Here is a 21,908-nt window from a genome sequence, read left to right as displayed (position 1 = left end):
GTAAATTTCATCAGTGTGTGAGCCTCTCTGAAGCTCCCGAGCAATCAACTGGGCGTCGCGACATTTCTTTGTGAGAGCTGCATGGATCAGTTGCAGCTCCCACGCAAGAACCGAATTTGTTATTCGTTGTCTTGGGCGTCTTTCTGTGCTTGCTCTCGCAAGCGCTTCTGCAGTCCGGCCGCGAGGAGGACTTCGACAATTTTCTCTGGGCTACCTAGTGATAGCAGGACATTGATCGCGTTCTGATGTCCTTCACCTGCGGTATAAATCAGTTCCTCGATGACCTCTATCAGGGTTGGTGAAGTACTGAAATCAGATGGGCCATTGGCCACGGCTTCGCGTTGCAGCTGCTCGTGGGACACAGCGTGCCGCAGGATGGACTCAAATACGTTCACTCTGTCTTCATCGCTGACGCCGGTGCCTTCGAAGATCTTGTTGATCTGTTCGATCAACCCGCCGAAAGTCTCGGAGGTCTTCTCCCGTGGAACACCGGATCCAGCACCGGTCATGCCCTTCAGCCCCTTGCCCTCTCCAGTGGTTAGTTTCAGGTCCTGGGTTTCCTGCTTCTTTAACGCATAGTGGGTCAGTACCACGTCAGTCAGGTCGATCCTGTTGCCGGTCGCGGTGGTCTGTAGGGCCTTGGACAGCAGTTTCAGGTAGATCGCCAATTTCTCTACCCGGGTATCGCCGTAATCGATGATCTGGGAGAAGAAATCATAGGACTTGTTGAACGCGCCGGCGGTCTTGCGGAACTCTTCCAGCTTTTCCAGCTCCAGCTTGTCGTTGTTGAACACCGCGGTCTTGTGCCGATGCTTGAACACGTCAATGGCCGGCTGCAAGTGCGACACGAGGCCGTTGTGGTTGCGCTGGGCCACCCATTTCTGCGCGACCAGGTCCACATCCCTGTCGTTATAGATCCCCATGGCATCAAGTTTCATGATCATGTCGTGAATGATGTCTGGGTTGGATTCCTGCTTGATAGACGCGTCCTCGTAGTACGTCTGGAACGCTTCAAGAATGATCCCAGGGTCGTTGACGAAGTCCAGGACGAACGTCTGGTCTTTGCCTGGGATGATACGGTTCAAACGGGAGAGAGTCTGCACGGCGGCGATGCCGGAGAGCTTCTTGTCCACATACATGCCGACCAGTAGTGGCTGGTCGAAGCCGGTCTGGAACTTATTGGCCACCAGCATGATCTGGTACTCGTCAGTGCCGAACGCCTTGGTGAGCGAGCGGCCCTTTAACCCGGGGTTCATATTGTGCTCGTTGAACGGCTCGGTCCCGGATTCAGGGTCGTTGACGTCCCCGGAGAATGCCACCAGGGCAGCCAGTTCGGATTGGAGGCCCTTGGCGCGCAGATAGTCGTCAATGGCCAGCTTGTAGCGCACGGCTTCTTTACGGGACGAAGTGACGACCATGGCCTTGGCCCGGCCAGCCAAGTGGTGGGCGACGTTCTGCCGGAAATGCTCGACGATGACCGCGACTTTCTGGGCGATGTTGTGCGGGTGCAGCTTCACCCACTGCATCAACGCTTTGGCGCCCTGGTCCCGGTCGACTTCCTGCTCGGCTGTCTTTTCGTTGGCGTGGGCGATCCGCGCCGCCATCTGGTAGGTGGTGTAGTTCTGTAGCACGTCGAGGATGAAACCTTCTTCAATGGCTTGCTTCATCGAATACAGGTCGAAAACCTGCGGTACGCCGTTCTCATCGGGGCGGCCGAACAGTTCAATAGTTTTCGCCTTCGGAGTGGCAGTGAACGCAAAGAACGACAGGTTTCCCGTGCCACCTGCGCGGGCTGCCATTTCCGCCGCGAGTACGTCCTCGGTGCTCACCTCGTCGTTCTCATCGAGACCGAGACTGGTCAGGACTTTCTTCAGCGATTTGGCCGCGTCCCCGGACTGGGAAGAGTGTGCTTCATCGGCGATGATCGCGTAGTTGCGTCCAGCTAAACCCTTGTTCTTGCGGATCTCTTCCAACGCATGCGGGAAGGTCTGCAGGGTGACGCCGATAATCTGCCGTCCCTTGAGCAACGCGTCAGCTAGCTGGGAAGACTTAGATCCTTCGGAGCCACGGGTAATCGGTGCGAAGACTCCGGCTACCGTTTCCAATTGTTCGATGGCTTTTTGCAACTGCCCATCCAGCACGGTGCGGTCAGAGATCACGATGACCCCGTCAAAGACCTTCGACCCGTCCCCACGATGCAGGGACGCAAGCCGGTAGGCAGTCCAAGCGATGGAGTCAGTCTTGCCAGACCCGGCTGAGTGTTGGATCAGGTAGTTATGCCCTGGCCCTTCAGCCAGAGCGGCTTCGGACAGGGCGTTGACGGCGCGCCACTGGTGGTAGCGGGGGAACCGGGTGGAGGCTTTGAAAGTCTTTTTCCCGGTGATCGGGTGGGTGTCCTCCTCGAAGCGGTAGTGGATGAACTTGCCCAGCACGGTCAGCCACGCATCGCGTTCGAGCAGTTCTTCCCAGAAGTAAGCGGTGGGACTGGTCCCTTCACGCGGTGTGTTGCCTGCTCCGTTGTTATTGCCGGCGTTGAAGGGAAGGAACCGTGTGGAGGTGCCTTCCAGCTTCGTGGTCATGTGCACTTCTTGGTTGGACACCACGAAGTGCACCAGGGCGCCGCGCCTGTAGGTGAGTAGCGGCTCGTCCTTGGGGTTGCGGTCCTGCTTGTATTGCTTCAGTGCTGCCTGGGCGTCTTGGGTCAGGTCAGTTTTCAGCTCGACGGTGGCCACGGGGATGCCGTTGAGGAAGAAGACCAAGTCCAGGGACTTGTTGTTGCTGGTGGAGTAGTGCACTTGCCGCATCACGCGCAATCGGTTCTGGCCGTAGCGTTTGATAGTGACGGGGTTCAGTCCGTCGGCAGGCTTGGACTGGAACATGCGGAAGGACGCCGGGGTGACGGCGAAGCTCTTCTTGATGGCGTTCAGCGTGCCTCCGCCATTGAACGGGTCCAGGCCCATGACTGTGACTAGGCGGTCTAGTAGACGAACCTTGGCCTTGGCGAGCAAAGCCGGGTTCAACCCTGGCTTGAGCATCTTGGCCAGTTCGTCTGGGGCGGTGTCTTCGAGCCAGCCGAACACGTCCTCGGGGAAGAGAGCGCGATCGCGGTCGTACCCTTCATCGGTAGGGGAGTAGTACCATCCTTGGGCTGCGAGGTACTCGCAGATTTCGTTTTCGAATTCGATTTCGTTATGCAGCGCCAACGGACGATCCTTCCACACCACTGATTGCCGGATCGATGATGCTGCGGACGTCGATCTTCCCGGTGACCGCGGCACTGATCACCGCGGCGCGTCGTTCCTTGGACAACGCGATCGCTTCACGCGCGTCAGCGATCGCATTGTCGATCTCACTTGTTTCTTGTTCAATGAAGTCGGCAAGAGCTGCCTGTTCAGAGAGCGGAGGCATGGCGATTGGGACCATTGCAAAGTTTGAAAAACGCATGGCTTGTCCATCTCTCACAAGATTAGAGGTAGAGCGTAGCGCGGAAATGTATCCTGTTGATTTGAACAAATACTTAACGTACTTTTTGAAGACTGGCCGAGTATTTGTAAGCATCACGTATGCGGAACTGATTTTTCCCGATACTTCCGAATACTCCAGACCACCTTGAAAACTTCGCATACTGATTACAAAATCGCCGGCTTCGACGTGCTTCAGTATGTCGAAGCCTTTTTGAACAGTCACGACTCTGTTACCAGTCAGCTCGATGTATTGCTGTTGCTTGATAACCCCGAATTCCTGTGTAGCTGCAAGTTGTTCGTCTTCTGCCATTGCCTTTTCGTTGCGGACCTTGAAAAATCGTCTGCCGCTTCGTACCTCCCAATGAGAAGGTATTTCTCCTAGCCAATCTACGCCGCTGTCTTTCATTGGTGCGTTAGGATTAAGCCCCTTGGTGACTGCGTGGGTGATCGTTGCTGTACGGCGCTCGGACAGCAACTCAATAAGTTCTTCCTGATCCGCGATAAAAGCATCGATCTCAGTGGTCTCACGATCCAAAAATGTAGCGATGGATTTCTGCTGTGGAAGCTCAGGCAATTGAACGACAAAGTCCTTAGTGAAGCTTTCCGGGACTCTTTTTAGACCTCCTGCACCCGTCATGGAAGCCTTTCCAAACTGTTTGAAGGAATCCTCTTGCAGGACATAAAACAGATACCGTCTGTCGATATGAGCATTAGGCCGTACAACTGTAACTTCTGTGGTGCCAAAACCGAATTCTAAATCTAAGTTATCTAGAACCGTAATTTTTCCGTTTTCAAAGCATGGCGTCACTTTGGCATATGCGATATCACCGTTTTCGAAATACGAATATCCTGTCAGTAAATCTTTGACGGGACGTGACCTCGAGCCATCGAAGCCGCCATGCTCTTTGATGGCTTCCATTGGCAAGAAAGTCGCTTCTTGTTCAGGTGCATTCCTCACCTGCATTGGCACCGCGGGATTCAGATCGATTAGAAAGCGAAGACGAGTTTTTCGACTCATGCCTTCACCTGCTCAAGACGTGCGCGGATGCGGCCTAGAACCGCGTCGAGGTCAGCATCGATCTCATCCAGAGGACGCGGCGGCACATACTGGTAGAAGTGACGGGTGAACGGGATCTCGCAGCCTTCTTTCGTCTTAGCCTCGTCGATCCAAGCATCAGGAACGAACGACTTCACTTCACGCTCCAGATAGGCGTGGATGTCTTCGTCCCATGGCACGTTCTCGGTATCACGCAGATCCGCGTCAGCTTCGATCTTGCTCTTGGCACCGGTGCACACATCTGCCGTCTCATCCCGCTCAGACAGGCCCAAGACCAGAGTCTTGAACTGAGGTGCGTTCAAGTCAACGCCACTGGTCTTCATCCGAAGTTTCAGTGCCTTGGTGAACTCGTCCCGGTTCTTCCAAACCTTGCCTGCGTCCATGGATTCCAGTGCGGTACGCAGAGTGGCCTGGGTTGCGGCGGTGAGCTTGGCCAAGGCTTTGGCAGTCAGAGCGGTGTCGATGCGATCGGAGGTAGTGGCGAAGTTTAGCTTCAGCGGCCGTTCAACGGTGATGGTGCGGTAGAAGAAATCAGTGGTGTTGAAGATCTTGGACTGCTCGGTTTCGGTGAAGTCGCCGTAGAGGTTTACGATCTTCTCGATGTCTTCTGGTCCCAATTCGTTGCGCTTGGATCCCAGACCCTTGCGCATCTTACGGAACATCTTGGACCCGTCGACCAGCTGGACCTTGTTCTTGCGTTCGGTCGGTTTTTCCTTGGACAGTACCCAGACGTAGGTGCTGATGCCGGTGTTATAGAACATGTCGGTGGGCAGGGCGATGATCGCTTCGAGGTAGTCGCGTTCGAGCAGCCACTTGCGGATGTTTGATTCGCCTGAGCCAGCGCCGCCGGTGAACAGCGGGGAGCCGTTCAATACGATGGCCGCGCGGCCACCGGTGGTGTCTTCGCCTGGTTCGCGCATTTTGGAAATCAGGTGCAGCAGGAACAGCATGGACCCGTCAGAGACGCGGGGCAGTCCTGGGCCGAAGCGGCCTGCGAAGCCCTTCTCGTTGTGTTCTTCACGGACGGTCTTTTCCTGCTTCTTCCAGTCCACGCCGAAGGGCGGGTTGGACAGGCAATAGTTGAAGGTGGAGCCAGCATGTCCGTCATTGAGCAGGGTGTCGTCGTTGACGATCGCGTCGACGGCCTGTCCCTTGATGACCATGTCGGCCTTGCAGATCGCGTAGGACTGCGCGTTGAGTTCCTGGCCAGCCAAGGTGAGGCGGGCGCGGGGGTTCATTTCCTTGAGATGATCTTCGGCGACGGAGAGCATGCCGCCGGTGCCGGCCGTCGGGTCGTAGACGGAGCGGACGATGTCCCCGTCACGCAGGGCTTCGTCATCATTGGCGAAGAGCAGGTCGACCATGAGTTCGATGACTTCACGTGGAGTGAAGTGCTCACCGGCGGTTTCGTTGGATGCTTCGGCGAACTTGCGGATCAGTTCTTCGAAGATGTGACCCATTTCTGCGTTGGAGACACTGCCTGGGTGCAGGTCGACGTCAGCGAACTGCTGGATGACCAGAAGGAGCAGGTTGCTTTCTTCGAGTTCTTCGATGCGGTCTTCGATCTTGTACTTGGTGAAGATGTCACGCACGTTTTCGGAGAAGGCATTGAGGTAGGCGAGCAGGTTTTCGCGTAGGTTTTCAGGGTCGCCGACCAGAGTAGTCAGGTCGTAGCGGCTGGTGTTGTAGAAGGAGTGCTGGTGCCCGGCGCGGGTCTTGAGCAACACTGGGCGGACGGGCAGGCCTTTGGCTTCTGCGTCGGCGACAGCTTCTAGAACTTTTGGCTTGGTGTCTGCCAAGACTGCGTCGAGGCGGCGCAGGACGGTGAAGGGCAAAATGAAGTCACCGTACTGGTGGGCTTTGAAGTTGCCTCGGAGCAGGTCGGCGATGCTCCAGATGAATGTTGCGTGGTTGCTCATTCGCAGGTGGTCCTTGATGAAATGTAATAATGGGGGGTCTTGCGGGGTGCTTTTTAGGCCGGGGCGATGGTTCCGCTGGATACGGAGTTTTGCAATGCGGCGAGGTGTTCTTCTGCCTTGGCTGCGGTGTTCCGGGCGGCGTTTGCGAAAGCCGAATAGTCACGGACTGCCTGGCCGATAGCTTGTTGTGCTTCCGGTGACAACTGGGCGACAAGAAGATGTTTTGCATCGACACGTTTGATGGTGATTCCGGTCAGCATTGCCTGGTTGCTTTCCGCGGTGATCTGCGACGCGACATAGTAGGGGTCCCAGGCTTGGCTGAGGTCCCTCAAGATGGTGACATTCTTGTCAACGGCGAGGCCTTCTTCATCCCATACGCATGCATTGATTCGTGGTCCTGTCGTGGTTATCAGAATGTCTCCTGTCTGGGTTGCGACAGGCGATTTCTTTGCAGTTCGTGCGGAGCTGGTTCGTTCTTCCGAGCGTCCGGTACGCACAGTTCCCATGGTAACTACTTGAACCTTTGGCGAAGAAGTCGTGTCGGCTGCCGAGCTTCGTGTTGAGGAAAAGTCGCCGCGGACGACGGTTCCAACTTCGGTTAGCGCGCGCAGAGGGACAACTTGGGACGCTTCGGCAACTGACAGGAGCGCTGGGAGCTCTGGCTGTTGCTGTGCTGCATCGGCTAATGCACTATAGGAGGCGTAGACATCTTCAACCAAGTGCTTGTTCTTGTCGGGGTCTTCCACCGTGAGCAGCCAGCGCTGGGGGAGAAGCACAGCATCAGGGGCTAAAAGTTCGGTAAGGGGAACAGCCGCTGAAATCTCAGTATCAAGCGTGCCTTGCTGGCGCCATGCTTCGAGCGAAGCGATAGCTTTGGCGTAGGCATCAGCGATGTCTATGTCTTGAGCGTTCTGGCTGGTCCCCGCGTCCGACTGGGTAACATCAATCATCAATACTTCAGAAGGAGCACTGCTCTTGCGAAGAACTAGGATACTCACTGGAATTGCAGTATTGATTTGAGTCTTTCCGGGCAGAGAAACGACAGCTTCGATCGCTCCTTGGGACACCATGCGCTTGAGGATATCCCGCGTGGTGCTTCCCCTCATGAGAACATTCGTCGCCACGACCACAACTGCACAACCGTCTTGCCGCAACGAACGGTAAGCGACTTGCGGCCATGCCGCATCCGCGTTGCTTCGGGGTGGCCTGCCGAACGGCCAAACGATTTCCTGCAGATCTTCGTCGTTGAGTCGCGTGCCGAAGGGTGCATGGAAGGTAATCCGGTCAAAGCTCGCTTCATGTGCAGAACGCAATACATCCTTTGAGAGCAATTCGGCGTGGACACCTTTGGTGTAGAGAAGGCATGCTGCGACTTGACTGGCTTGAACGTTGATGTCCAAGCCAGTTAGGGACCAGCTGGGTTCGAAGCGTGCTGCAGTGGAAAGTGTTTGCCCGTAGCCACTGCCGAAATCAGCAAAATCGGAGCCTCCACGCGGCAGCAAAGCCACGAGGAAATCTGAAAAAGCCGGCGTGGAAAGATGCTCGGCTCCGCCAATCCACGAAGTTTTCCGCACCAAGTCAGTCAGCTCTGCGGCGAGCTGCCCTGGATTCCCGTGTGCGAGGATCTTGCTGAAGACATTGGCGAGCAGATCTTTGTCGCCAAGCTGTGTTGATTCAGAAAGCAGCTGCTCCATGGAAGCGGCAACAAGAGGTCGGTCCTGTGACAAGGAATCAATACTGCGCTTCGCGAGCTCAATGAAGTCATCTTTGCTGGTTTCAGCGAGCGGGCGCTGATCGTTGGCCTGTACCCATCGAGCCAGGGCCAGCAAAGGAAAAAGCACTTGATGGTATCTGGTGACGTCGTATCGTCCGCGCAACAAGTCTGCAATGGACTGCACGGCGCCTCGTTCATGGAACTGTACGTTCTTCCCAGTCTTGAGCGTCCATTCTTTGACTTCTTCCAAGGAGAACAAGGGACGGGCGCTAGTTCCTGCTGCTGGCTGGGGGAACGTACCGTCGCGGCGTCGCCAGTTGCTGACGGTAGGCACTTTCAAGCCAGTCAGTTCTGCGATGTCGCTGATACTGACGAGCTGCTGATCTTTGGTTGTGGTCATTAGGCTGCGAGCCTTTCAATATCGTAGATCGGAAGTTCAATCATTGAGCGGGCTACGAGTTGCAGCCGCTTGGAAATGTGCCCGGTGCGGCCGACGACGGTCACATATGCGCCTTCTTGGCCAAGTGCGAGAACTGCGTCGACGAATCCACCATCACCCGAAGCAAGCACGATGCGGTCGAAGCGTTCAGCGATGTTTTCAAGCAGCATCACGTTCTGCAGTTCATGGTCGGCGCCATCCTTGCCTGATTTGTGCAGGTAGCGGTAGGGGGTAGTGCCTGCCATGGCCAGCTCCAACAGCCCAGCGCTGCTTGAGACGGCAATGATGACATGGTCTGTCTCTTGCATGTGCGTCACGTCCCTGTAGAGGGCCATGAACTTAGTGATTTCATCTGCCTTGATGCAGCCGGTGCCGAGCTGGTTCTCAAGGTCAATGAGATGCAGTGTTCGGTTTGCGGTGTTCACAGCGATCCTCCCTTGGTCGAGTTGTCCTGTGTTATGACTCAACCCTAAACCACCAAGAAGCGGAAGACAAGCTGAAAACATGTTTTCAGTAAAAAATCGCTTCAATAACTTTTCGAGATCTTAATGAGGGTTGGTTATTACTCTAAATACCCCATGTCAAATGCTAGATTGCGAATCACTTTGTTCTTTGGTCAGTCTCGCGAAAACCAAAATTTTCATTGCTCAAGGGAGTTGAAGACCCTTGTATCTATGATTCAACGCCGGTTGCTTGCCGGCTGGAGGCTGCTTTGACGATGGGTGGCCAACATGTTTCAGAAGATGTCCGAACAGTCAGCGGCATCGGTTGACTGCGACTTGAATGCGTTTGAGTGTGCAATCCTGTTGGCTGAACAACTCCGTCTCAATGCATCTGGCACGTTCAGCCTCGGGCGCGCTGCCTAAAAAGGTTGTTAACGAGCCGTAGGTAATCGCCGTGCTCTGACGGGCTCCGCGCCAAGTTCTCTTTATTCATCCGATAGCGACAGGTTCAAGACCAGAACTATTAAAGTCTCGAAAATTACCCAGTCCGTCGCTTCTGAGGCCAAGTGTTTGTCCATGAACTTCTTTGAAACCTTATTCGTCGAAGTTGCCGTAGCGATGGGTGGTAAATCAATACCCAACATTTCGAGCAATGGCATGGTCCGTTAGAAGCACATAGAACTAAGTTATTCTCGGCCTAAGAGTTGAAATGCAAGAGGATAATTGAAGCATGGAAAATCTCATGTGGACGGATGAAGCTCTCCGCGACAGTAACGGCGACGCTTTCGGACGACTGCGATATGCACAGCGGGCCGCGGAGCTTATTCACAGTACTCACTCATTTGAGACGAGCGCAGTTTTTGGACTCAGTGGACCTTGGGGTAGCGGTAAGACGTCACTGGTGAACATGATTGTAGAGGTTCTGCAAAAGGAGCATGGTGAGTGGGGAGTAACCAAGTTCACCCCTTGGGCTACGAGCGATGTGATGGGATTGTTGGGCGAGTTCTACTCCACTATTGCCGAGGTGCTCCCCAAGAAGAGGGGCCGACGGGTGCGAAAGGCGCTTGCTGTGACAGCGTCGGTGGCCGCGCCCGCAGCGAATCTCATTCCGTATGCGGGTGGTACGGCCGCAGAAGGTATTCGGCTGGCGGGTGAGGCGTTGGCTAAGTTGCCCTCCTGGGAGGTTGCGTTTGGCAAAGCTTCAGAAGAATTGAAAGAATTGCAAAAGCCTATCTTTGTAGTGGTCGATGATATCGACCGGCTGAATGGCGATGAGTTGCTGACTCTCTTGAAGGTAGTTCGACTTCTCGGAAGGTTCAACGGCGTTCACTACATACTTGCTTATGATGACGAAACCTTATATCGAAGCATGATGTCATCCAACGCTGTCAGCCCACACGATGGTACGGCTGAAAGGTTCATGGAGAAGATTGTCCAGTACCCATTATTCGTCCCGCCGTTGCTGCGGCACCAGCAGATCTCTCGGTTGAATAGTGGTTTTAAAGAAATTTCGCGCCAAACTGCAGATGATGGTTTGTCTAACCGGCGAATCAGCGGGTTGATCGACTGTTTCACGGATCTCTTGAGCACCCCTCGTGCTATTGACCGGTATATCGCGCAATTGCGACACCATATACCGCTTCTTCCTTCCGAAGAAGTCGATGACGAGGACGTTCAGTTACTTACACTAATTAGGGTCAGCTTCCCATCACTTTTCAACTCACTGCCCCGGTATCGAAGTGAACTAACCTCTGGGCACACCAGCGAACTAAAGTTCGATGCTGGGTCTGCGAGCTATATTCGCTTCGACATAGAGCCACTGTTGGAAGTTGTCCCGGTCGAGCTCCGGCGGAGCGCCAGGACTTTGCTGGTCGCGCTTTTCCCGAAGATCGCTGAGAAAGGAAAGCTCGCAACTCATAGGAGTCAGCGGCGACAAAGTGTCCAGCACGAAGAATATTTCGATCGGTACTTCGCAATGGGTATCCTCGATCATGATGTTAGTGACCGGGAGGTCGAGTCGGCGGTCGTCTCTGCGATTGATGGTTATGACGCTAAATTGAAGGATCTTATTTTCGGGCAATCGGACGAACTCCGGGGCCTCGTGCTCAGCAAGTGCATCGATCCAGCTAATCAACCGACTACGAGCGCGCGCCGCATCCAATTAGCTGAAGTTCTCGTCCCGATGGCGAACGACCTGCCTGTCAATGACAACGTATTTATCAGTGATCAAGATCGGATACTCTCCTGGATTGCTGACTTGCTCGTTGGGGCCGACAAGGAAACCTCGGTAGATAAGATTCAAACCGTCATTTGGAAATTCAATGGCTTGGCCCTTCGCCTCCGAGCTTGGAATAGGTTGGAGAGTACGATCGAGGATTTATCCTCATCGAAGAGACCTTCTTGGCCTGACCGGGTGACAGATATGATTGTTGATGACTCAATCGCAGACTTTCTGGAACATCTCAGGCAAGGCGACGACGCGGAGATCCGATCTGGCATCGGTTATCAGGTGCTATTCATATTGCGCCACCGTGCGGAAGAGCTTCGAACCTCGATACTCCAACTTTTTGAGACCGATGAGGTGGATCTATCGACTCTTGCCTCGCGACTGACATCTGCCCGAACCCTGATGGGTGTTTCACCTGACTGGCAACTTTCGCCGGACTTCGATCAGGAGACATTCAACCAGATCGCACCACCCGGAGACGACCCCTGGTATCACGAACCAGTTCAACATGTCGATCTTCGAGATCTGAGTTGGGCAAACCGGCGCAAGTTCGTTTTGGGTCGAGTTAATCCACCACCACCCGACGCGGTCGAGGGAGTCTAGCTGGCAGGGGTTATACGGGAGCAAATGAGCTCTGTACCGCGCGCATGCAACACCGAGACTTGATAGAGAGCACATGACAATGTTGGACTCTTGAACAAAGGTTTGATCTCCCCTTTCCGGTGCGCCAGCTGCGAACAGTTTTTGAGACTCCTTCGTTTGAGCGCAACCACAGAGGAGATATGAGGTCCAAGTATTAACCAAACCTTCAGCAGACTGAGGATAAATTGATCCTCCGCGATTGTCACGCCATAGTTGGCAAGTTGAAACAAGTGCTACGAGTACCCTTTCCTTGCAAAGCCAAGTGAAGTGCTAGGGCCGTGCCACGATTGCCCGAGTAGATTTGAACTCTAAATGTCCGATGAATGCTCTAAGCTTCAAGCATGGGGAATAGCGCAAGCCGCGAGGCTCGTCATCCAGCGAGGGATACAGAAATTAAGAGGACGAATGTCCCAGTTCCCGTAAAAATTCGGATCTGGGCTCGTTCCGCGGCAAGGTGTGTTCTTTGCGCGAAATGGATGATCGATGAGAAAGAATTCTGGCATGCCATTCCAACAGGTCAGATAGCCCATATTGTTGCGGCAGAAAATGGTCCCAAGGCTCCTCGTGGCGATTCAGGCCTCGACGCAAGTCAACGTGCAAAGGAAGAAAACCTTCTCCTGCTATGTCACGACTGTCACCTAAAAATCGATTCCCCCTTATACGTCAGCAAGTATACGGTGCAATTTCTGACTGAGAAAAAAGATCAGCATGAACGCTGGGTTCGCGAAGTGACAGATTTTGCACGACTGCGACCTGCAATAGTGATCAGGATGGCAGCCAGCGTTCGAGGAACCCTCAGCCCGCCCACGAAAGAGCAAATCGGAGAAGCCTTGCGGGGCGCAGGGCTTACCGGTATGCACGCCGATTCTCGCACAGGTATGTTCGACATCACCCTCGACGCAGATGAAAGCTCTCGATGGACTTGGGCCGCCGCGCGCGAGAGGATCGACCGCCAGATCGCTAGAGCACGTGAAGCCATCGCCGCCGGTGACTCAAGCGTCTTTGCCGTCTTTGCGATGGCACCGATCCCCATGCTGATCCATTTGGGTTCCGAACTCGACGACAAAACGGAAACCATACTATTCCGGCGATCTCGCACTGACGGACCAGAAGCATGGACCTGGAATGAAAACTCGACGGAACCAGCAGCGTTTAAGATCACCTCCACTGATCGGGACACAGATGCGTCCGACGTCGTGGTATTCGTGGACGTGACAGCTGAAATTACATCGGCAAGAACACCTTCAGAGCTGGCTGCGGCGCCGTCGGTGCGCATGAGCGTCGACGGACACCCCTCGGTGGACGCGATCGCAACACGAGCAGATCTAGCATCTTTCGCAAAAACATGGAGAGAAACACTCTCCCTGGTGGAACAAAAATGGCCGAGCGCAAAACGACTGCATATCCTTGCAGCCGTCCCTGCACCCGCCGCAGTAGAAATGGGTCGAAGCCGTATGCGCGCCGTTCATCCAGATTTCGTGCTTTACCAATATCAAGAGAACAAGTTCGATGAGAAAGTAATGGTGGTAGAGGGATGACTGAACGAATACGTGAGTTCAACGCCTTCTTGAGGGATCACGTCAACCTGAACCAGACTCGGGTAAGCACTCTTCAAGCACGGGTGTCCAGCCTAGATACGTTCCTTAGCGAAGATTCTTCAATTAGTCAGCTTGTAGCCGACGACATCATCCCGCAAGGATCATTCGCCCACAAAACCATCATTCGTCCATTGACTGGCAATGATTTCGACGCCGATGTCTTGCTCCCGATGGAGGAACAGGAGGATTGGCAGCCGAAGAAATACACAATTGAGCTCCAAAAAGCACTGGAGGCTTCGAGCCGCTACCGTGGGAAGACCACGTTGGGAAAACGTTGTGTGACGATTAACTATGCCGATGATTTCCACATCGACGTTGTTCCATTCGTGACACGTGCGGATGGGGACACCTACATAACCCACCGGATTAACAACGAATGGATTCATCAGGACCCGGTTGCGCTCACGGAGTGGATAGAGGAATCTTCCCGAACGACCCACGGCCATCTGATTCGTGTAATTCGCCTCATTAAATATTTACGTGACCGAAGCTCACTCAACGTAGCTTCTGTGGTTCTCACTGCGATGCTAACTGAGAGGGTTCATAGCTTCGCAGGAGTAGATGACTACCAAAACGTTTCGACAACTTTGGTCTCACTGGTGGAAGACCTCAACGAGCACATCGGTTCCTGTGCAACAGCTCCATGGGTTGACGACCGCATCGGCCAAAATCTAGCAGATCGTTTGAGCCACACAGGCTTCCTGAACTTAAAAAGCCAAGTGAAGACCTGGGCAAATAAAATGCGCGCTGCACTTGACGCACCAGCGAATGAGAGTGTCGAGAAATGGCGACAAATCTTCGGCGATAAATTTGGTGCCGCGACAACGTCAGAAGTCGCTCTCAGCGCATCGGCCGACTCTGTGGAAACGTTCAAATATCGTCTAGTTCCGGGTGAACAAGACATCGAACGCGATCACCACATTCCTGTGCGAATTTCTAGCCAGCATCGATTCCGGCTTGTCGGACGAATGTCGGCAACCCGAAAAAGAGCTGGACGGTTTCGGCCATTGAGCGGGGGCGGAGATCACGTTCCCATTGGTCGTAGTCTTACGTTTAGCATTGAAGATTGCACAGTTGAGCAACCATATGACATTTATTGGAAGGTTCGAAATTCCGGGGTCGAGGCTGTCAAACGAAATAGTCTGCGTGGAGAAATTATAAAGGGCGGACCCGTAAAAACAGAAACCAGCAACTTTGCGGGCAACCACTGGGTTCAAGCATGGATCGTAAAAAATGGTGTAGCAATAGCGACCGATATTCAGGAAGTGACTATCATGCCAAGATAATGAATTGGCATTGCGCAGCCTCATAGAGCTAGGCGGGTGAGCATGAAGAACTTTCCCTGAAATCATGTCACTAGTAAATTTGCGGAATGATTCTCGGGACGTGATGACCGTCGAAACCAACACAATAATTTAGTAGTGGATACTTACCTTTCAGGATATTGCGAGAGCAATAGCCCAATCTTCGAACTTTCTCGAACCGCCGCGCACGTAATGATCGTTGAAACCGGTTCGAACATGAGCGCTTTGTATTTTGAAGCGCTACGGACAACTTGAGCTGAAGCTTGTCTAAAACGAGAGGAGTCCGCTGGGCGCAGGTGAGTCTTCGCATTAAGTGGTGGCGATGCCTATTTGAAGGCGGTGCTTGGCGCAACTGCCATGGACGCTCCCAGCAGAAGAATTCTTTTCTTGCTGCGAGATTTCCGCGCCTCTATCCGTGTAACGACAGTAGCCGTGCTATAACGGCGATTGAACATTCGATCATAACTTCGATTCGGAACGCTTTGTTCAACGATGAAGTTTTCGAGGAGGCATGGCCGGTTATCGGTAGCGGCGGAAACAGGTCAAAACTAAAATCACTATTAGAATCTGTGCAGTTTAGGAACTGGAACGTTGGGAGCTTATCGTCCAGCTACCTCCGTCCGCAGTTTGATTGATTACGTAATTGGCATGAACAGGTATTTCGCTTGCGGAATCCTGGAGGTGTTTTCGCATTCGATAGATTCTGTCTCGGTCGGTGGAGACGTCGGAAACGCAGGCCGTAGTATTTTCGTCCGTGTGTTTTGGCGAAATCGGAGATTGCAGAGAGCCGGAACACCAGCGTCGGCGGTCAGAGCTCATCGAGGCTACGGAAGACGCGGTGAGGCGTCCGAGTCCTTTGGGCTACAGTCGCGGTGATCCGTGTTTCGTCGTTGGGGTGCCCGCGGAAGATCACCGTGAAGTCTTCCACGGGCAAGTCTTGTGCCTGAGACTTAGACACGCACGCCGGCAAGTTCCTCGCGCAGTACTGCAGCGCCAGCGCTCAGTGCGCTGAGCTTAGCCAGTGCTACGTCGCGTGGGAACGGCGCCATGCCGCAGTTGGTGCTGGCAATCAGCTTGTCAGCATCCACATATTCCAGTGCCTTGCGCAGGGTTTCTGCCACCTCTTCAGGGGTTTCAACCTGCTGGTTGGCCACATCGATGGCGCCGAGCATAACCTTCTTGCCGCGCACCAGCTCCACGACCTCCAGCGGCACATTCGAGTGGTGGGATTCCAGCGAGATGGTGTCGATGGAGGAGTGCTGCAGCAGCGGGAAGGACTTCTCGTAGTGGCGCCACTGGGTGCCCAGGGTTGCTTTCCAGTCGTTGTTTGCCTTGATGCCGTAGCCAAAACAAATGTGCGCGACGGTCTCGGCCTTCAATCCTTCGCAGGCACGCTCCAGGGCTGCCACGCCCCAGTCCGCCACCTCGTCAAAGAAGACGTTAAATGCAGGCTCATCGAACTGGATGACATCCACGCCGGCGGCTTCCAGCTCCTTGGCCTCCTGATTCAGGATGGCCGCGAACTCCCAGGCCAGCTTCTCGCGGCTGCCGTAGTAGGCGTCATGCAGGGTATCCACCATGGTCATTGGGCCGGGGAGGGTCCACTTGATCTGGCGGTCGGTCAGGGTGCGCAGGAACTTCGCGTCCTCTACGAATACCGGAGCCTTGCGCTCTACCGCTCCGACAACGCTGGGCACGCTTGCCTCATAGCGGTCGCGGATCAGCACGGTCTCGCGGTTCTCAAAGTCCACGCCTGACAGGTGCTCAATGAAGGTCGTCACGAAGTGCTGGCGGGTCTGTTCTCCGTCGGAAATGATGTCAATGCCGCGGCGGGTCTGCTCCAGCACGGCGGAGCGCATCGCGTCCTGCTTGCCCTCGGCCAGCTCCGTGCCCTCTAGCTTCCATGGGGACCACAGGGTCTCGGTTTCGGAAAGCCATGAAGGCTTGGGCAGGCTGCCGACGATGGAAGTGGGAAGCAGGGGATTGGTCATAATGGGTCCTTTGAATTCTGGAGGTAAATGGTTAGGCGGCGGGAACTGCGTAGCCGGCGGCCCAGGCGTCGAGCAGTTCGCGGTTCGGGGTGATGAAGTGTTCTTCGGTGTACTTGCCCTGGCTGGCGCCCAGGCGGGTGCGCTCTTCGCGGTCGTAGTCGATGCGGGTGCGGGAGAAGTCCTGTGCGCTCAGGCTCGGCTGGTAGACCGCCGGAGCAGGGGAATTTGCGTTGTAGATCTCCGGACGGTAGATCTTCTGGAAGGTCTCCATGGTGCTAATGATGCTGGCCAGCTGCAGATCCGTGTAGTCGTTGAGCAGATCCCCGCGGAAGTAGAAGGCCAGCGGAGCAACGGAGCCGACTGGCATGAAGTAGCACACGCGCAGGCCCATCTTTGCAAAGTAGGCATCGGTCAGCGAGTAGTCATCCTGCTCGTATTCAAGGCCGAGGACAGGGTGGCTGTTGCCGTTGCGGCGGTAGGTCTTGGAAGTGGAGACGCTGATGCAGATTACCGGCAGCTGCTCAAAGCGCTTGCGGTAGGCCGCCGAATTCAGGAAATGCTCAAAGAGCCTGCCGTGCAGGTCTCCGAAATCTTCCGGCAAAGAAGGCTTGCCCGTGGCGTCGGCCGCGTTGGGCAGCACCACGCTGAAGTCGTAGTCGCGCACATAGGAGGAGAAGTTGTTGCCCACAATTCCCGCGCTGCGGGTCCCTGTCTGGCGGTCCAGGATGCTGGTGTTCAGCACCTCCAGCAGTGGGAAGTCCTGCGCCCCCTGAGCTCCGTCGAAGTGCACGTTGGCGGAGAGAATTTCAAGCTCCAGCTCATAGCGCTCGCCGTCAGGATTGTCCCAGTGGGCCAGCGAATTGAAGCGCCGGTTGATCATCGTCAGGGCATTGCGCAGGTTCTCCTGGCGGTTCTCCCCGCGGGCTAAGTTGGCGAAGTTCGTGGTGATGCGCGAATCGGGGGAGGGAGTGTAGTCCTCGGTGAATTCGGTGCTTGAAATGCTGAAGGTCAATGCGTCTGCCATGGCGGCCAATCTGTTGGTCAGCGGCCTGGACAGGCCGGAAGAAGGTCGATGCGTCAATCATGCATGGCCTTTTCTGATATCAGGTAACTCGGCTTAGCTATGGATTGATATAGACTCAGCCTATGGTTCAGAAAGCTCATGGCCTGACGCTGCAGCAGCTGCGCTATTTCATTGCCGTTGCCACCGAGGGGTCGATCTCCGCCGCGGCGGATCTGCTCTACGTGGCCCAGCCCAGCATGTCCGCGGCGATGAAGGAGCTTGAAGCCCGCCTGGGGCGCACGCTGCTGGTCCGCTCGGCCAAGGGTGTGACGCTCACCGTGGAAGGCGCCGAATTCCTGGGCTACGCCCGGCAGGTGGCCGAACAGATCGAGCTGCTGGAACAGCGCTACCTGGGCCGGCCGCCCTCCCGCCGCCTGCTGGGCATCTCCACCCAGCACTACTCCTTCTCCGTGGACGCCTTCGTGAAAATGGTCCAGGCCAGCGGGGCGGAAGAGTACGAGTTTTCGTTGCGCGAGACCCGCACCGAGGAGATCATCGAGGACGTGCGCACGCTGCGCAGCGAAATCGGGATCCTCTACCGCAACGACTTCAACCAAAAGGTCATCGACAAGCTGCTGCGCGAATCGAAGCTGGTGTTCCACCCGCTGTTCCTGGCCGACCCGCACATCTTCATCTCGCGCGGCAACCCGCTGGCCTCCAAGGAACGCGCCACCTTGGAAGACCTGGAAGACCTGCCGCGGCTGACCTTCGACCAGGGCTCGAACAGCTCCTTCTACTTCGCTGAGGAGATCCTCTCTACCCTCTCCAGCAAGCGCGAAATCAGGGTCTCGGACCGCGCCACCATCTTCAACCTCATGATCGGCCTGGGCGGATACACCATCTCCACCGGCATCATCAGCGACGAGCTGGACCCGTCCATCGTCTCCATCCCGCTGGATGTCGAGGGCCGGATCGAGATCGGCTGGATCGACCACGCGGCGATCCCGCTGACCGAACAGGCGCAGCGCTATCTGGAGGAAGTGCGCTCGGTGGTCGCCGGATTCGGCGTCCAAGTGCTCGGCTGACCGACACACTCGCGTCATTGAATTCGGCACCTTCGTAACTTTTCTGGGCCCAAACTCTGCAATCCCGGGGATTCTTTCGCTTTCTGCGCGTAACACAGCGCATGACGGGGCAATGTCATGATGACGAAAGTGCGACATATGACGGGCCGCGGCCCAGTGTGAAGCGCCGGGCCGCATGCCGTTTGCGCCTCCCGCCGGCCGTGCCCAACCATGGGAAGCACACAACCCATCAAGAGCGACTAAGAGATCTGGCTCGTCGACGTCGCAGCAACCATCGGGAAACCGAAAGGTGCTAATGCCAGGAACGATGGAGCAGCCCCGAAAGCGTCCTTGCGACGCTGCGCTGTGCCGGATGCCGCGGGCGATATCGCCTGGCCCAGCCACCGCGCAAGGTGCACTCACTCGTGGAACGACACAACGAGAAGGAGTCCAGCCATGACGCAGCCAAACACCCTGCCGCAAGTCCAGCCGTCGACCACTGCCATCCACGCCGGCTACACCCCCAGCGGAGACTACCGCCCGCTGACCGTGCCGCTGTATTCCTCGGCCGCCTACGAATTCGGCTCCCACGCCGAGGCGGTGGAGAAGTTCGCGCTGCGCGCCTCCGGCTTCACCTACTCGCGCACCGGCAACCCCACGGTCTCCGTGTTCGAACAGCGCGCCGCCGCCCTGGAAGGCGGGGCCAACGCGGTAGCCACCGCCACCGGCCAGGCCGCCGTGGCCCTCTCCCTGCTGGCCCTGACCCAGGGGCCCAAGCACATCATCGCCTCCAGCCAGCTCTACGGCGGCACCGTTGACCTGCTCACCGACTCCTTCAACGACTTCGGCATCCGCATCACCTTTGTGGACCCGGACCAGCCAGCCGCCTGGGAAGCTGCGATCGAAGAAGACACCCGCGCGTTCTTCCTGGAGTCCGTGACCAATCCGCTCTCCACCCTGCCCGACCTCCCTGCCCTGGCCGAGGTGGCCCACCGCCACAACATCCCGGTGGTCGTGGACAACACCCTTGCCACCCCGGCGAACTTCAAGCCGCTGGCCTACGGGGCAGACATCGTGGTGCACTCTGCCACCAAGGCGCTGGCCGGGCACGGCCAGGTGCTCGGCGGCGTGGTGGTCGATTCGGGCACCTTCGACTTCTCCGACGAGGCGCGCTGGCCGCAGATCGCCCGCGCCCGCGAACGCTATGCCGGCACCTCCCTGCTGGCCCGCTATGCCGGCGGCGCCTACTCCATGCTGGTGCGCTCCAAGTTCCTGCACGATCTGGGCCCCACCCTGCCGGCGGCCAACGCCCACAGCATCATCACCGGTATCGAGACCCTGCCGGTGCGCACCGCCGCCGCCCAGTCGACCCTGCTGCTGCTGGCCAACTTCCTTGAGGCCCACCCGCTGGTCAAAGCCGTGCACCACCCATCGCGCACCACCCACCGCCACCACGAGCGCGCGGCGAAGTTCTTCCCGCGCGGCACCGGCAGCGTGCTGGCAGTAGAACTGCACGACGCAGACCTGGTCCCTGCCTTCATCGACAACCTGAAGATCATCGCCCTGGCGGCGAATATCGGCGACACCCGCACCATGATCGCCCACCCGGCGACGATGACCCACTGCCGCCTGACACCATCCCAGCTGGCCGAGGCCGGGCTGAACGCCGGGGTGCTGCGCATCTCCGTGGGCCTGGAAGACCCTGCAGACCTGATCCGCGATCTTGACCGCGCGCTGGCAGCCGCCGAGGTTTCAGGCGACAAGTCGACCGTTAAGGACGTGGTGTTCGCATGAGCGGCTTCAACACCCTGGCGGTGCACGCCGGACAGTCAAAGGACCCGCACACCGGTGCGGTGATCCCGCCGATCTACCAGACCAGCACCTTCATCCAGGACGGCATCAACGTGCTGCGCGCCGGGCACGAATACTCCCGCGGCTCCAACCCGACCCGCAACGGCTTCGAGGAACAGCTCGCCGCCCTGGAGCACGGGGCCGCCGGCTACTCCTTCGCCTCCGGCATCGCCGCCGAGGACGCCCTGCTGCGCGCGGTGCTTCAACCGGGCGACCACATCGTATTGGGCGCCGACGGCTACGGCGGCACCAACCGGCTCATCTCCCAACTGCACAGCAAATGGGGGATCACCTCCTCCGCGGTGGACATCACCAACCTGGACGCGGTGCGCACCGCACTGCGCCCGAACACCGCACTGCTCTGGCTGGAAACCCCGTCCAACCCGCTGCTGGGCATCGCCGATGTGGCAGGCTGGGCAGCCCTGGCCCGCGAGGCCGGCGCCCTGCTGGTCGTGGACAACACCTTCGCCACCCCGTACCTGCAGCGCCCGCTGGAATTCGGCGCGCATGCGGTGGTGCACTCCACCACCAAGTACATTGGCGGGCACTCCGATGTGCTCGGCGGGGCGGTCATCGTGGCCGACCACGAGCACCGCGGCCAGTCCCTGGCCCAGGCCGTGTCCTTCCAGCAGTTCGCCGGGGGAGCAGTCTCCGGCCCGCAGGATTCCTACCTGGCGGCCCGCGGCCTGAAGACCCTGGGCCTGCGCATGGCCCGGCATTGCGCCAGCGCCAACACCATCGCCCACTGGCTCGACTCGCATGAGGACGTCGCCCGCGTCTACTATCCCGGACTGGAATCCCACCCGGGGCACGAGCTGGCCGCCCGCCAGCAGCGCGACTTCGGCGGCATCGTCTCCCTCCAGCTGGCCGACGAGGCCGCGGCCCGCGCCTTCGCCGAATCCATGCACTACTTCCAGCTCTCGGTCTCCCTGGGCGGGGTCGAGTCGCTGGTCTGCTACCCGCGGGAGATGACCCACGCTTCGCTGATCGGCACCCCGCTGGAAGTCCCGGCCAACCTGGTGCGCCTCTCGGTGGGCATCGAAGAGGTCGAGGACCTGCTGGGCGATCTGGAACGCGGGCTGTCCGCCGCCGCCCGCGCCTCGCAGGGCCAGCGCGTCGCCGTGCACGCCTAATCTGCAGCACGGTTCACCACAGCACAGTTCTCCACAGCCCGTCACCCATCTGCCCCGCG

Annotated in this window: 13 protein-coding genes and 1 riboswitch; of the genes, 6 read left to right on the top strand and 7 right to left on the bottom strand. The window is 56.9% G+C overall.

Features of this window, described 5'->3' with window-relative positions; translation table 11 throughout:
* Positions 1–119: 119 nt before the first annotated feature.
* Genes AUR04nite_RS04910 through AUR04nite_RS04890 form a run of 5 tightly spaced genes read right to left on the bottom strand, consistent with a single transcriptional unit; the run spans position 120 to position 9,018 of the window.
* Positions 120–3,203 (bottom strand): type I restriction endonuclease subunit R, encoded by a 3,084-nt coding sequence (locus tag AUR04nite_RS04910; protein ID WP_141362554.1) that lies wholly within the window; start codon positions 3,201–3,203, stop codon positions 120–122.
* A complete protein-coding gene (locus AUR04nite_RS04905; RefSeq protein WP_141362552.1) occupies positions 3,190–4,482 on the bottom strand; it encodes a restriction endonuclease subunit S in 1,293 nt (430 codons plus the stop codon). The genes AUR04nite_RS04910 and AUR04nite_RS04905 overlap by 14 nt, the downstream gene beginning before the upstream one ends.
* On the bottom strand, positions 4,479–6,440 hold the full coding sequence (locus AUR04nite_RS04900) for a type I restriction-modification system subunit M (protein ID WP_141362550.1): 1,962 nt from the start codon (positions 6,438–6,440) through the stop codon (positions 4,479–4,481). Before AUR04nite_RS04900 ends, AUR04nite_RS04905 begins: the two co-directional genes overlap by 4 nt.
* A 53-nt stretch (positions 6,441–6,493) precedes the next feature.
* The gene (locus tag AUR04nite_RS04895) at positions 6,494–8,554 is read right to left on the bottom strand and encodes an N-6 DNA methylase (RefSeq protein WP_141362548.1); all 2,061 of its coding nucleotides are present in this window, start codon (positions 8,552–8,554) and stop codon (positions 6,494–6,496) included.
* The gene (locus AUR04nite_RS04890) at positions 8,554–9,018 is read right to left on the bottom strand and encodes an NYN domain-containing protein (RefSeq protein ID WP_170184092.1); all 465 of its coding nucleotides are present in this window, start codon (positions 9,016–9,018) and stop codon (positions 8,554–8,556) included. Before AUR04nite_RS04890 ends, AUR04nite_RS04895 begins: the two co-directional genes overlap by 1 nt.
* Before the next feature lie 748 nt (positions 9,019–9,766).
* On the opposite strand from AUR04nite_RS04890, the gene AUR04nite_RS04885 reads away from it, so the two are divergent.
* The 3 genes from AUR04nite_RS04885 to AUR04nite_RS04875 all read left to right on the top strand — a co-directional run bounded on the left by AUR04nite_RS04885 (position 9,767) and on the right by AUR04nite_RS04875 (position 14,789).
* A complete protein-coding gene (locus AUR04nite_RS04885; RefSeq protein ID WP_141362544.1) occupies positions 9,767–11,866 on the top strand; it encodes a KAP family NTPase in 2,100 nt (699 codons plus the stop codon).
* 515 nt (positions 11,867–12,381) lie between these two features.
* On the top strand, positions 12,382–13,443 hold the full coding sequence (locus tag AUR04nite_RS04880) for an SAVED domain-containing protein (RefSeq protein WP_170184091.1): 1,062 nt from the start codon (positions 12,382–12,384) through the stop codon (positions 13,441–13,443).
* Positions 13,440–14,789: an SMODS domain-containing nucleotidyltransferase gene (locus AUR04nite_RS04875; RefSeq protein WP_141362540.1), complete on the top strand. Its 1,350-nt coding sequence runs from the start codon at positions 13,440–13,442 to the stop codon at positions 14,787–14,789. The genes AUR04nite_RS04880 and AUR04nite_RS04875 overlap by 4 nt, the downstream gene beginning before the upstream one ends.
* A gap of 968 nt (positions 14,790–15,757) precedes the next feature.
* Here AUR04nite_RS04875 and AUR04nite_RS04870 read toward each other — a convergent pair.
* Both AUR04nite_RS04870 and AUR04nite_RS04865 read right to left on the bottom strand, forming a co-directional pair.
* Positions 15,758–16,798, bottom strand: coding sequence for a methionine synthase (locus AUR04nite_RS04870; protein ID WP_141362538.1), 1,041 nt, complete (start codon positions 16,796–16,798; stop codon positions 15,758–15,760).
* A 31-nt stretch (positions 16,799–16,829) separates the two neighbouring features.
* Positions 16,830–17,822 (bottom strand): putative oxygenase MesX, encoded by a 993-nt coding sequence (locus tag AUR04nite_RS04865; protein ID WP_141362536.1) that lies wholly within the window; start codon positions 17,820–17,822, stop codon positions 16,830–16,832.
* Positions 17,823–17,944: 122 nt separating this feature from the next.
* On the opposite strand from AUR04nite_RS04865, the gene AUR04nite_RS04860 reads away from it, so the two are divergent.
* The 3 genes from AUR04nite_RS04860 to AUR04nite_RS04850 all read left to right on the top strand — a co-directional run bounded on the left by AUR04nite_RS04860 (position 17,945) and on the right by AUR04nite_RS04850 (position 21,849).
* Entirely contained in the window at positions 17,945–18,886 is a 942-nt protein-coding gene (locus AUR04nite_RS04860) for a LysR family transcriptional regulator (RefSeq protein WP_141362534.1), read from the top strand.
* A 223-nt stretch (positions 18,887–19,109) separates the two neighbouring features.
* Positions 19,110–19,200, top strand: a riboswitch (SAM riboswitch).
* 121 nt (positions 19,201–19,321) lie between these two features.
* Entirely contained in the window at positions 19,322–20,659 is a 1,338-nt protein-coding gene (locus AUR04nite_RS04855; protein ID WP_141362532.1) for an O-acetylhomoserine aminocarboxypropyltransferase/cysteine synthase family protein, read from the top strand.
* The gene (locus AUR04nite_RS04850) at positions 20,656–21,849 is read left to right on the top strand and encodes a cystathionine gamma-synthase (RefSeq protein WP_141362530.1); all 1,194 of its coding nucleotides are present in this window, start codon (positions 20,656–20,658) and stop codon (positions 21,847–21,849) included. Before AUR04nite_RS04855 ends, AUR04nite_RS04850 begins: the two co-directional genes overlap by 4 nt.
* Positions 21,850–21,908: the final 59 nt, after the last annotated feature.

It is taken from the genome of Glutamicibacter uratoxydans (assembly GCF_006539925.1).
In the GTDB taxonomy this organism is placed as follows: Bacteria; Actinomycetota; Actinomycetes; order Actinomycetales; family Micrococcaceae; genus Glutamicibacter; species Glutamicibacter uratoxydans.
The sequence above is the reverse complement of the archived record's forward strand: the minus strand, read 5'-3'. Positions and strand labels throughout refer to the sequence as shown.